Source organism: Pseudarthrobacter equi, from assembly GCF_900105535.1.
GTDB lineage: Bacteria > Actinomycetota > Actinomycetes > Actinomycetales > Micrococcaceae > Arthrobacter > Arthrobacter equi.
Genome location: NZ_LT629779.1, coordinates 2,384,576 through 2,399,441 on the forward strand (window position 1 = coordinate 2,384,576; position 14,866 = coordinate 2,399,441).

Below are 14,866 nucleotides of genomic sequence, written 5' to 3' on the forward strand. Positions count from 1 at the left end.
TCAGAGGCTCTTCAGCGCCCGTCCCAGCCGGGCCGCAGCCTCCTCGAGCCGGGGCACGGAAACATCGCCGAACGCAAAGCGCAGGTGGCGGTCCGAACCGGTGCCCGGCCCCGAAGCGAAGAACGAACCCCGCTGGTACTCGACGCCTTCGGCACTGGCCGCCGCCGCCAGGAGGTCCGGATCGATGCCGGCGTCGCGCAGCCGCGGCCACAGGAAGAGTCCGCCGCCAGGGAGCACGCTGTCGAACGCCCCGGGCGCCTCCCGCTCAAGTGCCGCGATCAGCGCCTCGGCCCGCGTGCGGTACAGCTCGCGCGCCCGGCCAAGGGTCGAATCGAACAGGCCCGGGTCCGCCGTCAGCGCCTCGCCCACCATCGCCTGCACCAGGGTGGAACTGTGCGAGTCCTGGCGGCTCCGCAGCGCCACGAGGTCCGGCAGCAGGCGCTCCGGTGCCACGAGCCAGCCCAGCCGCAGGCCCGGTCCCAGGGTCTTGGTGAAGGTGTTGATGTGGATGACGTGGTCCGAGTGATTGAAGGCATCCACGCTCTCCGGCCCGCCTGAATACCAAAGCTCGCGGTAGGGGTTGTCAGCCAGGACCACGAATCCGTAATGCTCCGCCAGTGCTGCCAGCCTGCTGCGGGCCTCGGCGGGGAGTGTGCCCTGGGACGGGTTGTGGAAGTCCGGCACCGTGTACAGGGCCGAGGGCCGGGCGCCCTGGCGCAGTTTGTTTTCCAGCTCGTCCACGTCGATGCCGTGGGCGCCGACTGTCACAGGCAGGGTCTGGGCTCCGGAGAGCTGCAGCCCGCGCAGGAACAGCGGGAAGATCGGGTTGTCCACGGCTACGAGGTCACCGCGCTCCACGACGGTCTGGATGCCGAGGGACAGGCCATGGAATCCGCCGTTGGTGATGATGATCCGCTCGACCGGCATGCCCTCGCGGTCTGCGATCCACTCGCGCAGGGGTGAGATGCCTTCGGTGCGGGAGTACTGCAGGGAGGGCAGCCCGGGCCTCGAAAGGACCCTCGCCGTGGCTGCGGCCAGCTCCGCCGCCGGAAGGACGCCGGGGTCCGGGACGCCGCCCAGCAGCTCGATGGCGTCCTCCCGCTTGTCCCGCAGGGTGGCATCACCAAACCCCTTGGGGGCGGTGAAGCCGGCGATCAGGGCGGGCTTCCGCAGCGATTCCGGGCGGGCTGTTGCGGTGGGGGTCAAAGTCATAATGCTGCCTCTGCTAGTTTCGGGATTCGGCTGTGTTCCGCGGGAGTGTCTGCCAGTGCGGGCGGCGCCAGTCCTGAGGTGCCCGGGATGGCGTCCAGGAGCGCCCGTGTGTAGGGGTGCTGCGGCCGCTCGAAGACCTGGTCCACCGTGCCGTGCTCCACCACCTGGCCGCGGCGCAGCACTGACACGGTGTCGGCCACCTGCCGCACCAGGGCAAGGTCATGGGAGACGAACACGTAGGTCAGCCCAAGGTCCCGCTGGAGCCGGGCCAGCAGCTCGAGGATGCCGGCCTGCACGCTGACGTCGAGTGCCGAGGTGGGCTCGTCCAGGACCACGACGTCGGGACGGACCACCAGTGCGCGGGCGATGGCCACGCGCTGCCGTTGCCCGCCGGAGAGCTGGGCCGGACGGCGGTCCGCAGCGTCGTCCGGCAGGCCGACGGACTGGAGGGCCTCCCTCACACTGTCAGCGCGGTCAGCCGTGCTGCCCACCCCGAACCGGTCCAGGGGCTCCCGGACGATCTTTCCCACCCGCCACGTGGGGTCCAGCGACGTAAACGGGTTCTGGTAGACCAGCTGCAGGTGGCGGCGCACATCGCGCAGGCCGGCCCGGGTAAGTCCGGCGGTGGAGTCGCCGCCCACCGTGATGGTGCCGCTGTCCGGCTGTTCCAGTCCGAGCAGCAGCCGGACAGCTGTGGTCTTGCCGGAGCCGGATTCGCCCACCAGGGCATGGGTTCGGCCGCGTTCGACGGCGAAAGATACTCCATCGACGGCGCGCACCTCCTTGCCGCGCGTCCGGAAGCTCTTGGTGACATCCGTGACCGCGATCTGCGCCGGCCGGTCCGCGGTGGTGAGGTCCGCCGTCGTACCGTCCTGCGTGGCGACGGCCTGTGAAACGGCGTCCTGTGAAACGGCGTCCTGTGAAGCGCTGTCCTGCCAAGTGCGCCGCAGCGTGTCCCGGGGCTCGCCGGTGCGCTGGCTGCGGTACCGGTCCGGATTGAGGGCCGGAACATCGGCCTGCAGGTTGCGCGTGTAGTCCGTGCGGGGGGCTGCGAACACCTGGGCCGAGGGGCCCTGTTCCTGGACTGCCCCGTCCTTGAGCACCACCAGCGTGTCGGCGCGTTCGGCCGCGATGGCGAGGTCGTGCGTGATCAGCAGCAGGCCGATGTCCAGCTCCTTCCGCAGGTCGCCCAGCAGGTCCAGGATGAGCTTCTGGACCGTGACATCGAGGGCCGAGGTCGGCTCGTCCGCCACGATCAGGGACGGCCGAGGCAGCACCGTCAGGGCGATGAGCACCCGCTGGAGCATCCCGCCGGACAGCTGGTGGGGATAGGAATCGTAGACGCGGACAGGATCGGGCAGACCCACCTGGTCAAAGACCTCCAGGATGATCCGGCGGCGGGCGGCGGCGTCCCGCTCGCCGGTCAGTACGGCGGCCTCATGGGCCTGGGCGCCGATGCTGCGCACCGGATTCAGTGCCGAGCCGGGGTCCTGCGGGATGAACCCAAGCTGCTTGCCGCGCAGGGGGCGGAACTGCCGCTCCGGCAGGGACAGCACTTCGGTCCCGGCCAGCCGTACGCTGCCGCCCACCGTCGCTTCGGCGGGCTGCAGCAGCCGCAGCACTGCCTTGGCGATGGTGGACTTCCCGGACCCGGATTCGCCAATCAGGGCCAGGCTTCCGCCGCGGGCCAGGGTGAACCCGACGTCGTGGACCACTTTCCGGCGGCCGTAGGCGACGCTCAGGCCCTCGACGCTGAGCAACGGGGATGCCTTGGTTTCCGGCACTGTCGTGTCCTTTCCTCTGGTGGTACCACCGGGGTTGGGGGCGCTCATTTGCTGTTCCTAAGCCACCGGCTGATGCGGTTGATGGACAGGACCGTGGCCACGATCACCAAGGCCGGGGCGTAGACCAGCCACGGCGCGGTGACGTAGGTCTTGCCCGAGGCCACCAGCAGGCCCCAGTCCGAGGATGGGGGCGGATCGCCGTAGCCCAGGAAGGCGAGGGATGCGATCACCAGGATCGACGTTCCGAACTGCAGCACCGCCAGCACCAGCACCGAACGGTAGGCGTTGGGCAGGACGTGGGTCAGCAGGGCCTGGAGCCTGTTGCCGCCCTCCAGATATGACGCTTCCACGAACGCCGAGCGGCGGACCCGGATGACCTCCGCACGCATGAGCCGGGCGAAGACGGCCACGGCGGAAACCCCGGTGGCGATCGCGGCGTTGATGGTCTGGAAGCCCAGCGAACTGACAATCACCACGGCCAGCAGGAAACCGGGGATGGCCAGGAGCACGTCCACGAACCTGCCGAGGGTGGCATCCAGCCAGCCGCCGCGGAAGCCGCTGGCAAGGCCGATTGCGCTGCCCACCAGCAGGCCAATGGCCACAGCAACCAGGGCGCTGGTGACCGAGGACGCTGTTCCGTAAACCACCCGTGCGTACTGGTCCCGGCCCAGGTAGTCGGTGCCGAACCAGTGCTGCAGGCTGGGCGCGTTGAGTTTGCTGCCGGTATCGCCGTTCACGGGGCTGAACCCGGTGAACAGTGAAGGCAGCAGCGACCACAACACCACCACCAGGACCACGAGGAAGGACAACAGCACCGTGGGCGGGATGGCGGCCCGGGTGCGGAGCGTTGCCGTCCCGGCGCTGCGGAGACGGGCGAAATTCAGGTCCGCGCTCATGCGTTTGCTGCCTCTCTGACGTTGACCCTCGGGTCCAGCAACGGGGTAAGGAGGTCCGCGGCGAGGTTGACCGCCACGAAGACCACCGCGGAAAGGGATACCACGGCCTGCAGGACCGGCTGGTCCTCGCCGGTGACGGCTTTTTGGACCACTGTGCCGATGCCGTCGCGGCCGAAGATGGTCTCGGTGATGACGGACCCGCCCAGCAGTTCGCCCACGATGAGGGCCACCATGGCCACCGAAGGCAGCGCCGAGGGCTTCACCAGGTGCCGGGCGAACAGCTGCGCTTCGGCCAGGCCCCGGGAGCGGGCCACAAGTGCATACTCCTGGCGGGATTCGTGGTCCAGGCTGGCGATCAGCACTTCAGCAAGTGGAGCGGAGACCGGGATGGCGAGGGTGACGGCCGCGAACAGGGTTGCGGTGGCGCTGTTCGGGTCGGTGGTGGTGAAGGCGTGCAGCCGGAACGCGAAAAGCTCGATCAGGACCAGGCCGATCACGAAGTTGGGCACGGACAGGAAGAAGGACGGGATGGAGCGCAGGAGGCCGGCCCACCTCGCCGGAGCGTAGTGCGCCCCGTAGGCAATGACGACCGCGAAGACCACGGCGATGGCCAGGGCGGTGGTGGCCAGGGTGAGCGTTGACGGCAGTGCGTCACCCACGATCTGGGCCACCGGCAGGTTGGACTGCAGGGAGAAGCCCAGCTCGCCGGTCAGGAAGCGGCCCAGCGACAACGCCAGCTGGACGAGGACCGGCTGGTCCAGCCCGTAGTACTGCACGATCCGCTGGATGTCGGCTTCGCTCAGGCCGGACTGCGGGTCGCGCAGCGAGTTGGTGATGGCGTCGCCGGGAAGGACGCTGATGACCAGGAACGTCAGCACATAGGCCAGGAGCACGACGACGGCCGCCTGCCCGGCCCGGGCAAGGGCGAAGCGGCCATAGCCGCTGGTCACTTGGCCACCCAGGCAGTGTAGAAGTTGGCGTATGCCAGGCCGTTGTACTGGACGCCCTTGACCGCGGGCGAGATGAGGTACAGGCGCTGTACCAGCTGGTTCAGGGGGATGAAGTAGCCCTGTTCCAGGACGTACTGCTGCAGGTCACCGGCGACCTTCTCGCGGGATTCCCGGTCAGAAGCGCTGGCGATCGCAGTGGACAGGTCATTGAGTTTCTGGTCGCTGGTGCCCAGGTTGAACCAGTTTTCACCATTGTTCTGGCTGGTCAGCACACCGGCCACCGTTCCCACGTCAACGAAGCTGCGGGAGGTCTGGAACAGCGGCGGGCGGCTGGCCTGGATGGCGGCGTAACCTGCCACGTCCACCACCTTGAGGTTGACCTTGATGCCGATGCGCTCCAGCTGCTGGGCGATGAGCTCGTCCTCGGCCTTGGTGGAGGGAACGTACGGGTTGGGCGTGAGCGGGAATTCGAGGACCTTGCCGTCCTTCACGCGGAACCCGTCGGGCCCGGGCTTCCAGCCGGCGTCGTCCAGCAGCTTCTTCGCTTTGTCCGCGTCGAAGGCGAAGGCACTGCTGTAATCGCCGGCCTCCGGGACGTTGCCCTGGATGAAGGTGGTGGCCGCGTCCCAGTCCTCCGTGTACACGGTCTTGCGGATTTCCTCACGGTCGATGCCGTGCTGGATGGCCTGGCGGACGCTGGGATCGTTGGTGGGGAAGGCCTGGGTGTTGACCTGGAAGCCGTCCACGAAGCCCAGGTACTTGGGTGTGCCCACGGTGAAGCCCTGCGCTTTGAGGGAGTCGATTTCCTGCGGTTCCACGTTGAAGGCCACCTCCGCCTGGCCGGAAGCCACCGTGGAGGTCCGCACCGACGTGTCCTTGATGACCTTGTAGGTGATGGTGTCCAGCCGGGCCGGGCCCGTGTGTCCCAGGGCGGCCGGACCCCAGTTGTAATCCTTGCGCTTCTCGAGCACGTAGGAGTCGCCCTGTTTCCAGGACTTGAGGACGAACGGGCCGCTGCCTATTTCCTGCGCCAGGTCCGCCTGGGCGTCCACCGGCAGGGCGAGGGTCTTGGGGGACAGGAGGATGCAGCCGTGGTAGGCGAGCGTGGCGATGAAGCCAAGTGCGGGGGAGGAGAAGGACACCTTGACCGTCCTGGCGTCCGCGGCCTCCGCGCTGACGAAGTTGCTGGACGGGAAAAGGCCCACTTTGCTGACGCCGCGGTCCGGTGCGCCCTTGGCCCAGGCGTTGAGGTTGGCCACGACGGCAGCGGCGTCCAGGGGTGTGCCGTCGGAGAAGGTCACTCCGTCCTTGAGGTGCAGGACGAAGTCCTTGGCGCCGTTGAGTTCCTCCCAGCTCTCGGCGACCCAGGGGCTGAGCTGTCCCTTGTCGTCGACGTAGACCAGCTTGTCGGTGATCTGGCCCCAGAGGTTGCCCTCGTAGCTGGAAATGGACGTCTTGCTCGAGACCCAGCCGGTGTCGTAGCCCTGGATGAGGAAGGTGATGTTGCCCCCGTCAACCGGCGTGCCGGCGTCGGAGGAGCTGGTGGCCGCGGGGCCGCCGCATGCGGTGAGGACGGCGGAGCCGGCGATGGCGCTGATGCCGGCGAGGAAGACGCGGCGGCTGAATTCGATGGGGGTCATGGGAGTTCTCCTGGTGGAAGTGGTGGGAGCCCGCTGGGCTAGATGGCTTTGCCGGGATTGAGCAGTGCGTGCGGGTCCAGGGCTGATTTGATGGCGTGCTGCGCCTGGCGGATTCGGGGGGAGAGTTCCAGCGCGGCCCAGTCCTGCTTGATGCTGCCGATGCCGTGTTCGCCGGTGACGGTGCCGCCGAGCGAGAGGGCCACGCGGACCAGTTCGGTGGCGGCCTCCTGCAGGGCCGCCGGCGGCTGCGCGGGGTCGTCGCCGGGCTGCCTGTCGAGGGTGATCAGCGGGTGGAGGTTGCCGTCGCCGGCGTGCGATACGGCCGAGATGTCGACGCCGAACCGTGCTTCCAGCGCCGGAAACGCTGCATAGACTTCGGGGAGCCGGGACTTCGGGACGGCAATGTCCTCGCCGATGTACCACTTGTCCTTCGGGAGGCCGCGGCCGCTGCGGCGCAGTTCCCAGAGCCGCACGCCGTCGTCGTCCGATTCCACTGTGACCCGCCCGCCGGCGGCGGTGAGTGCAGCGGCAAGGTCCGCGGACTGCGCTTCGATGCCGTAGCCGTCGAGTTCGATCAGGATCAGCGCGGCGCCGCGGCCGCGGAGGCTGGTGCCGGAGTGGCTGTCGATGTTGTCCAGGCTGGGCGTATCAAAGAACTCGATGGCCGCAGGCCGGACCGGGGAGAGGGTGATGGCGGAGAGGCCCGCGGCGCCGGCCGCCGTGCTGTCAAAGAACGCTGTGACGGTCCTCCGGGCCACCGGGATGGGCCGCAGCCGGACGGTAGCCCTGACCACGATCCCCAGGATTCCCTCGGAGCCGACGAACAGCGAGGTCAGGTCCAGCCCGGTCACGCCCTTGATGGAACGGTGCCCCACGCTGACCAGGCTGCCGTCGGCGAGGACGACGTCGAGGGCCAGGACGGATTCGCGGGTCACCCCGTACTTGGCGCACCGCAGCCCGCCGGCGTTGGTGGCAATGTTGCCGCCGATCGATGAGATGTCGAAGCTGGCAGGATCGGGGGCATAGAACAGCCCGTGCGGCGCGAGGCGTGCGTTCAGCTCAGCGTTAATGAGGCCCGGTTCAACCACGGCAACTTCGTCGAGCGGCGAGACCTCGATGACAGCTGTCAGCCGTTCCGTGGACACCACCACCTGGCCGGCGGTTGCGGTGGCGCCGCCGGACAGTCCGGTACCGGCGCCGCGGGGAACCACCGAGACGCCCAGTTCAGCGGCCAGCCGCACCACCTGCTGAACCTCACCGGCGCTGGCAGGGAAGACAACTGCGGGACCATCTGTGCCGGCGTCGGGCGCGGCCGTTTTCGCCGTCGCGGCGTCGTAACGGTAGGGCCCGGTTTCCGGCGTCGGCGCCAACACCTCAATGCCCGGGTGGCGGGCGGAAAGTTCCAGGACAAATGAGTCCACGGCACGTTGCGTATGGGTGGGGCGTGGCCGCGTTTCGGGTTCTGCTGATGTCATGCCGGAATCTCTTTCGGGGTGGGTGCCTGGCGGAAGAATGTGACAGTGAGGGAAAGAGGAATTTCCCGGGAGCGTCATTTTCATCTCGGTTCTAAGGGAAATTAGCTTTGTTGGCCCCTGCGCCGCGAACCTGGACGAAACCGGAATAAACAAATCGAAATTGCAGGACATGCGGATCAACGGGCGGTAAGAAACGGTCATGAACGGCGTAACAGTGCCGTCAGATGACGCCGCGGGTACCGGCGTGAAGCCGCGTTGCGGAGCGCGTCAGTGCATTGCGGCTGTGCTTGTCGAATTGATTTGGGTAATGGTTTGGTGAGGTAACGATCCAAACGAGAGGCCACATAATGACAGCCACATCAGATCTTGCCCCCCGCCGGCTTCGCGATATTTTTGGAACCTTTGCCAGCGGGCTGACGGTAATTACCAGCTCAACCCCGCAAGGGCCGGCCGGCTTTACCTGCCAGTCGTTCGCATCCCTGTCGCTGGAACCCGCGCTGGTCACGTTCAGCCCCGCCCGAACCTCCAGCACGTGGCCCGTCCTGCGGGACGCGGGCTCCTTCACGGTGAACATCCTGCCGGCCGAACACCAGCACCTCGCCGGACAGTTTGCCCGCTCCGGAACGGACAAGTTCGCCGGGGTCAGCCACACGTCCTCGCCCCTGGGCAACCCCATCCTTGACGATGCCCTCGCCTGGATCGATTGCGAACTCCATGCGGAGTACGACGGCGGCGACCACACCATTGTGGTGGCCAGCGTGCGGCACCTGAGTGCCCGGACGGACGCAGAGCCGCTCCTGTTCTTCAAGGGCCGGTACGCCGGACTTTCGCCGGCCCGCCTGCTTGAAGCCGCCAGCTGACCACCCACTTCCGCTTCGGGATGGCGACGCAGCGGGCGGCCGTTTCCGCCCGGGTGGCGGCCTGGTCCTGATCCGGCTTCCTGCAGGGTTCTTGCATCCGCACCGCCGAGTAGTAAGCTTGCTGAGCATTACCGTAAGCTTGCTGATTAGCGGACGATGGAAGCAGGAACAATGGGCGCAGTATTCGGCGTTGCCTGGTCACTGATGCTCACTGCCGGCGGAGCAGCCGTTGCCGCGTCAGCCCCTTATGGCGGTGCGGCGCCCGGCGGACAGTACCTGGCCGGCCATGTGCTGCTGGGCGTGGGCATCGGTCAGCTGGCAGCGGTCCTGCTGCGCGCAGCGGTCCAGGGCGTCCTCGGACGTCTCCGCGCCCACGCTGACACCCGGCGCGGCCCGCAGCCTGTTGCCGGGGCCGATGCCGCCGAACGCGATATCGCCGCGGTCCCAGTTCCGGCGCGGGTTTCCACCCTGCCGATGCGCCCGGCTGCGTCCCTGGCCCCACTCCGGGGCCGGCATGCTGCCTGAGTTGACGCCGGGCGGTGAAGCCCCGGCCGCGAGGCCCGTAGCACCGTTGCCCGTAGCCCCTTCATGGCCAACACGGCGCCCCCGCCTCCTGTCACGCTCCACTCTCCTCCGCAGCGGTATCGCCGTCCTGGTCGCTGCGGCCCTCACGGCCGGCTCCGCGGCTGTCTATCAGGGGCAACAGGCCGGCGACACCGATCAGGCCACTATGCGGGGCTTCCAGATCCGGGTCCTGAGCATCAGCCAGGCGGCCGCGGAAAACAGGCTCGAGGGCGCACTTGCTGCCCTGCAGGGACTCGAGGATGACCTCGACCGTGCCGCCCTCGACGGCCGGATCACCGCACCGCGGCTGCGCGGCATCGAGAGTGCCCTGGGCGAGGTGCGGGCCGACATCACCGGGCAGCTTGAGTCCCGGGCTGCGGTGGCCGGCACCGCCGCTGCCGCCGGGACAGCACCCACAGCGGAGGCCGCCCAACCCGCGGACGGCACGCCAACAGCCGGTTCCGCAGGCACCGTGGCCGTGCCCGTAGCACCTGCTCCTGCTCCTGCCGCGCCGGATCCCGCGCCGGCCGTGCAGCAGCAACCCGGACCTCCGCCCGGCGTCACAGCACCCCAAGGCAAAGCCAAGGGCCACAAGAAACCCTGACCCGTCCGCCCGGGACCACGCTGCAGGACTTCGGGGGACCGGGCTGCAGGCAGAATGGACAGGTGAGTTTGTCCACGGGTCCGTCCGCCACCCCTGATACCCAGCCCTTTGACCTCGCTGCCATTGGCGCTGACCTCGCGTTCGCGCGGTCCCTCCCCGAACTCCGGAAGGCGCTCGACGCCGGCGGCCCGTCCGCCGCTGCCGTGGTCCAGGCACCTCCCGGCACCGGCAAGACCACCATGCTGCCGCCGCTGCTGGCCAACCTGGCCGGTGGAGAGGGCCGCGTTGTGGTGACCCAGCCGCGCCGCGTCGCAGCCCGTGCCGCCGCGCGGCGGCTGGCCTCCCTGGATGCCAGCCAGCTGGGCGGCAGGGTGGGCTACACCGTCCGCGGCGAGCGCCGGGCCGGAGCGGAAACCATCGTCGAGTTCGTGACCCCCGGCATCCTGCTGCGCCGCCTGCTGGCCGATCCCGGGCTGGCAGGCGTGGCCGCCGTCGTGCTGGACGAAGTCCACGAACGGGGCCTGGAAACGGACCTGCTGGTGGGAATGCTGGCCGAGGTGCGCCAGTTGCGCGGCGACCTGCAGGTGGTGGCCATGTCCGCCACGGTGGAGGCTGCACGGTTCGCGGCCTTGCTGGGGGATCCCGACGGCGGCCGGCCGGCTCCCGTGGTGGACTCGCCGTCGGTCCTCCATGCCCTGGAGGTCCGCTGGCATCCGGCCACCGTTTCCAGGCTGGATGACCGCGGCGTGACGCGCGCGTTCCTTGACCACGTCGCCATCACCGCAGCGGAAGCCCAGGAGCAGGCCCTGCGCACCGACCCGTCCTCCGATGCCCTGGTCTTCCTTCCCGGCGCCCGGGAGGTGGCCCATGTGGCGGCGGGACTGCGCCACCGGCTGGGCGCCGCCATGGACGTCCTCGAACTCCACGGCCAGGCCGGCCCTGCTGAACAGGACAGGGCAGTCTCAGGCCGCCTGCCGGGCGGCAAGCCAAGGATCATCGTGTCTACGGACCTTGCCGAATCGTCGCTGACAGTACCCGGCGTCCGCCTGGTCATCGACTCCGGACTGGCCAGGGAACCCCGGCGCGACGCTGCCCGCGGCATGGCCGGCCTGGTGACAGTGTCCTGCGCACGCGCCTCGGCGGACCAGCGGGCGGGCCGTGCCGCACGTCAGGGGCCCGGCACCGTGGTCCGCTGCTACAGCCAGCATGCGTTCGGGGCGGCGCCCGCGCATGCCACCCCGGAGATCAGGGTGGCGGACCTGGCAGGCGCCGCCCTGACCCTGGCCTGCTGGGGTTCCCCAGGCGGCCAGGGCCTGGCGCTGCCGGACGCGCCGCCGCGGCAGGCCATGGACGAGGCCATGGAAGTGCTGCGCGAGCTCGGTGCCGTCACCCCTGACGGTCATGCCACCGCCGCCGGACGGGTCCTCGCGGAGATTCCGGCAGACCCGCGGCTGGCCCGCGCCCTGCTCGACGGCGCCGCGGACGTGGGTGCGCAGGCAGCCGCCGAAGTGGTGGCGGCCATTGCCGGGGACCAGCGGGCACCCGACGCCGACCTGCCGCGGCTGCTCGGCAGGTTGCGTACGGAGGCGGGGCCGGCCCAGCGGCGGTGGCAGGAGGAGACCCGGCGCCTGGAAGCACTCGCCCGCCGGCACGGGCCAAACGCCGCAGGACGCAACGCGGCCGGACGCGCCGGCCCCGCCACCGGCGAGGCGCCGGGCGTCGTCGTCGCGCTGGCATACCCGGACCGGGTGGCACGCCTGGTGCCCGGCGACGGACCTGCCCGCTACCTGCTGAGCTCCGGGACCAGGGCCGGGCTGCCGGCGGGCAGTTCACTGGGCGGCCATGAGTGGCTCGCAGTCGCGGAAGTGTCGAGGGCCGGTGGGCGGGACGCCGCGGGCACCGGGGCAGTGATCAGGTCGGCGGCGCCGCTCACCGCAGCGCAAGCTGAGCACGCCGCCAGCCACCTCCTGGCCGAAGCCGTTGAGGCAGAGTTCCGGCAGGGGCGGGTCACGGCACGGAAGGTCCGGCGCCTTGGCGCCATAGTGCTGGCGGAGACTCCCGTCCGGCCCACGCCGGAGGCGGGCCGTGCGGCGGTCAGCGCGGCCCTGCGCCGGGATGGGCTCGCCCTGCTGGAATGGTCGACGGCGGCACGGGACCTTCGCGGGCGCCTCGCCCTCCTGCACCGCGAACTGGGCGAACCGTGGCCCGATGTTTCGGACGGTGCGCTCCTGCAGCGCCTCGACGAGTGGCTCGGCCCGGAACTCCAGGCACTCGCTGAAGGGGCCGCCGTCGCGCGCGTTGACTTGGCCGGGCCGCTGCGGAACCTGCTGCCCTGGCCGGACGCGGCACGGTTCGATGAGCTGGCACCCGAATGGCTTGAGGTCCCCAGCGGTTCAAGGATCCGGGTGTCCTACCCGGTCCCCGGCGAGGAAACCACCCGGCCCGTTGTGGCCGTGAAGCTGCAGGAGTGCTTCGGGCTGGCCGAGTCTCCGCGCCTGGCCGGCGGACGGGTTCCGGTCCTGTTCCATCTGCTGTCCCCGGCACGCCGGCCGCTGGCCGTCACCGATGACCTCACCTCCTTCTGGTCCGGGCCGTATGCCCAGGTCAGGGCCGAGATGCGCGGCAGGTATCCCCGGCATCCTTGGCCCGAGGACCCCTGGGCAGCTCCGGCCACCGCACGGACCAACCGGCGGAACTGAGGCGTGCACCGGCAGTAAGCCGCGGTGCACAGCTGCGCTGACAGCTGCGCTGACAGCTGCGTGAGAACAACGATACAAAGCCGAAACGTCCCGTCGACGTGCTGAAACATCCCTTGCCTAGGCTCTTTCTACGCGGACAGCGTGGTCCGCACCACCTACGGAAGGACTCATCATGTTTCTCTTGACCAGCCTCAACCTCCTGCTGGATGGCCGCCGCAACGACGCCGGTGGATCCCGCAACACCGAGTCCGGCACGTTCCCGGCGGGCCGGCTGACCTCAGCAGCGTGGGAGGGCTGGTGGCACGAAGACGCCGCCTAGCCTGCGCCAAGCTATGGCGTTATCCGCCGCTGGCCCTGATGAAATCCGCCACCGGCGCCGCCAACGAGGCACCAACCTGGTCTGCGGGCCGTTTAGCCCCCGCCACCGCAAAGGAATGGTCGCCGCCGTCCACCCACTGCAGGACCGCCGTCGGGCCGATCCGGGCCACCACGTCCTCAAGGAGGGCGGCAGTGGCAAAGGTGTCCCGGCTGCCCTGCAGGAACAGCATAGGCGTGGCCAGCCCGTACAGGTGTTCGTCGCGCAGCTTCTCCGGCTTGCCCGGCGGATGGAGCGGGTAGCCCAGGTAGATGAGGCCGGCCGCCGGCATCCCCTCCGCCACGGCCATTGACGCCATCCGGCCGCCAAATGATTTACCGCAGGCCCACACGGGGCCTGTGTCACCGTTGACCGTTGCCTGCTCCGCGGCGGTATCCATGACGGCCCGCCAGGTGGCGATGGCCAGCGGCGGGCGGTCCGGAAATTTACGGCCCGCTTCGCGGTAAGGGAAGTTGAACCGGAGCGTGGCCAGGCCCAATACGTTCAGGGCATCGGTGAACCCGCGCAGGAACGGGTGCTCCATCCCGGCGCCGGCACCGTGCGCCACCACCACAGTAGGTACGGGGCCCGCCGGGCTGTCCGGGCGGGCATAGTCGGCGGAGACGGCGGTATCGCCCACCGGGATGGACAGGTGCTGATCGGTTGCGGGCATGGATCCATCATGCCGGACCTGGCAGGGCAAATGTGCTGCCGTACGGACCGCGGGGTGTACGTTGTCCCCATGGCGAGCGAACAGACCACCATCACCGTCCCGGGCCCCCACGGCGAGCGCGAGATGCGCATTTCCAGCCCCAGCCGGGTCCTGTTCCCGGACCTGGGCCTGACCAAACTGGATCTCGCCCGGTACATCTGCGAAGTGGGGGAGGCGTTCATCGCAGCGAACGGGGACCGTCCGGTGTCCCTGCAGCGGTACTCAGACAATATCGACGGCGAGATGTTCTTCTCGAAGAACCCGCCCCGGGGCACCCCGGATTTCGTCCGGTCCGTCAAGGTGGTCTATCCGAGTGCGCGCTCCCATCCGCAGCTGGTGCTGGACGAGCCGGCAGCCGCCGTCTGGGCAGTGCAGATGAACACTGTGGTGTTCCACCCCTGGCCGTCCCGGGCGGAGAACACGGACAATCCGGACCAGCTCCGCATCGACCTCGACCCCCAGCCCGGTACGGACTTCGACGACGCCATCCCGGCCGCCCAGGTGCTGCGGGATGTCCTGGCCGAAGCCGGACTCGAATCGTTCATCAAAACCTCAGGCAACCGCGGCCTGCATGTCTACGCCCCGATCGAGCCGGTCCGCGAATTCCTGGACGTCCGGCACGCCGTCATCGCCGCCGCCCGCGAGGTGGAACGGCGGATGCCGGACAAAGTGACCACGGCGTGGTGGAAGGAGGAGCGCGGAGAACGGATCTTCCTGGACTTCAACCAGGCCAACCGGGACCGGACCATCGCCGGCGCCTACAGTCCCCGCGCCCTGCCGCACGCCCCGGTCTCCTGTCCCATCACGTGGGATGAGCTGGAGAACACGGATCCCCGGAAGTTCACCGTCCTCACCGTCCCGGACCGGCTGAAAACGGTGGGCGACCCCTGGGCCGGGTTCGGTGACAAGCCCGGCACCATCGGCACCCTGCTGGAGTGGTGGGACAGGGACGCCAAGGACGGGCTCGGCGAGATGCCGTTCCCGCCGGACTACCCCAAGATGCCCGGCGAACCGCCGAGGGTCCAGCCGAGCCGCGCCAAGAAGCAGGACTGAGCCGCAATCCTGCAGCGGGGCGCGCTGGCACGGACCCGCCGGCCGCCGTCGTAATCCACGAC

At 69.3% G+C, this 14,866-nt stretch carries 13 protein-coding genes; 6 read left to right on the forward strand and 7 right to left on the reverse strand.

Annotated elements, in window-relative coordinates; genetic code table 11:
* Genes BLT71_RS10690 through BLT71_RS10715 form a run of 6 tightly spaced genes read right to left on the reverse strand, consistent with a single transcriptional unit; the run spans position 1 to position 7,957 of the window.
* Positions 1 to 1,212 carry an aminotransferase-like domain-containing protein gene (locus tag BLT71_RS10690; RefSeq protein ID WP_091719953.1) on the reverse strand — a complete coding sequence of 404 codons (1,212 nt, stop codon included), beginning with the start codon at positions 1,210 to 1,212 and terminating at the stop codon, positions 1 to 3.
* Complete coding sequence (locus BLT71_RS10695; protein ID WP_091719955.1) at positions 1,209 to 3,044, reverse strand: dipeptide ABC transporter ATP-binding protein; 1,836 nt, start codon at positions 3,042 to 3,044, stop codon at positions 1,209 to 1,211. Before BLT71_RS10695 ends, BLT71_RS10690 begins: the two co-directional genes overlap by 4 nt.
* On the reverse strand, positions 3,041 to 3,892 hold the full coding sequence (locus tag BLT71_RS10700; RefSeq protein WP_091719958.1) for an ABC transporter permease: 852 nt from the start codon (positions 3,890 to 3,892) through the stop codon (positions 3,041 to 3,043). The genes BLT71_RS10695 and BLT71_RS10700 overlap by 4 nt, the downstream gene beginning before the upstream one ends.
* Positions 3,889 to 4,842 carry an ABC transporter permease gene (locus BLT71_RS10705; RefSeq protein WP_091719959.1) on the reverse strand — a complete coding sequence of 318 codons (954 nt, stop codon included), beginning with the start codon at positions 4,840 to 4,842 and terminating at the stop codon, positions 3,889 to 3,891. The genes BLT71_RS10700 and BLT71_RS10705 overlap by 4 nt, the downstream gene beginning before the upstream one ends.
* A complete protein-coding gene (locus tag BLT71_RS10710) occupies positions 4,839 to 6,482 on the reverse strand; it encodes an ABC transporter substrate-binding protein (protein WP_091719962.1) in 1,644 nt (547 codons plus the stop codon). Before BLT71_RS10710 ends, BLT71_RS10705 begins: the two co-directional genes overlap by 4 nt.
* 38 nt (positions 6,483 to 6,520) lie before the next feature.
* Positions 6,521 to 7,957 carry an FAD-binding oxidoreductase gene (locus BLT71_RS10715; RefSeq protein ID WP_091719964.1) on the reverse strand — a complete coding sequence of 479 codons (1,437 nt, stop codon included), beginning with the start codon at positions 7,955 to 7,957 and terminating at the stop codon, positions 6,521 to 6,523.
* Between the two features lie 347 nt (positions 7,958 to 8,304).
* Between BLT71_RS10715 and BLT71_RS10720 the strand changes: the two genes are divergently transcribed.
* From BLT71_RS10720 to BLT71_RS20585, 5 genes are all read left to right on the forward strand, one after another.
* Positions 8,305 to 8,817: a flavin reductase family protein gene (locus BLT71_RS10720; RefSeq protein ID WP_091719967.1), complete on the forward strand. Its 513-nt coding sequence runs from the start codon at positions 8,305 to 8,307 to the stop codon at positions 8,815 to 8,817.
* Positions 8,818 to 8,988: 171 nt separating this feature from the next.
* Positions 8,989 to 9,342 (forward strand): hypothetical protein, encoded by a 354-nt coding sequence (locus BLT71_RS10725; RefSeq protein ID WP_091719969.1) that lies wholly within the window; start codon positions 8,989 to 8,991, stop codon positions 9,340 to 9,342.
* Positions 9,332 to 9,985, forward strand: coding sequence for a hypothetical protein (locus tag BLT71_RS10730; protein ID WP_157693459.1), 654 nt, complete (start codon positions 9,332 to 9,334; stop codon positions 9,983 to 9,985). Before BLT71_RS10725 ends, BLT71_RS10730 begins: the two co-directional genes overlap by 11 nt.
* Positions 9,986 to 10,053: 68 nt before the next feature.
* Complete coding sequence (gene hrpB, locus BLT71_RS10735; RefSeq protein ID WP_091719974.1) at positions 10,054 to 12,684, forward strand: ATP-dependent helicase HrpB; 2,631 nt, start codon at positions 10,054 to 10,056, stop codon at positions 12,682 to 12,684.
* Positions 12,685 to 12,856: 172 nt separating this feature from the next.
* The gene (locus tag BLT71_RS20585) at positions 12,857 to 13,003 is read left to right on the forward strand and encodes a hypothetical protein (protein ID WP_172829956.1); all 147 of its coding nucleotides are present in this window, start codon (positions 12,857 to 12,859) and stop codon (positions 13,001 to 13,003) included.
* A 19-nt stretch (positions 13,004 to 13,022) separates the two neighbouring features.
* Here the strand turns inward: BLT71_RS20585 and BLT71_RS10740 are convergent, their stop codons facing one another.
* Positions 13,023 to 13,712, reverse strand: coding sequence for an alpha/beta hydrolase family protein (locus BLT71_RS10740; RefSeq protein WP_091719977.1), 690 nt, complete (start codon positions 13,710 to 13,712; stop codon positions 13,023 to 13,025).
* A 69-nt stretch (positions 13,713 to 13,781) separates the two neighbouring features.
* Between BLT71_RS10740 and ligD the strand changes: the two genes are divergently transcribed.
* On the forward strand, positions 13,782 to 14,804 hold the full coding sequence (gene ligD, locus BLT71_RS10745) for a non-homologous end-joining DNA ligase (RefSeq protein ID WP_172829957.1): 1,023 nt from the start codon (positions 13,782 to 13,784) through the stop codon (positions 14,802 to 14,804).
* The last annotated feature ends 62 nt before the right edge of the window (positions 14,805 to 14,866 follow it).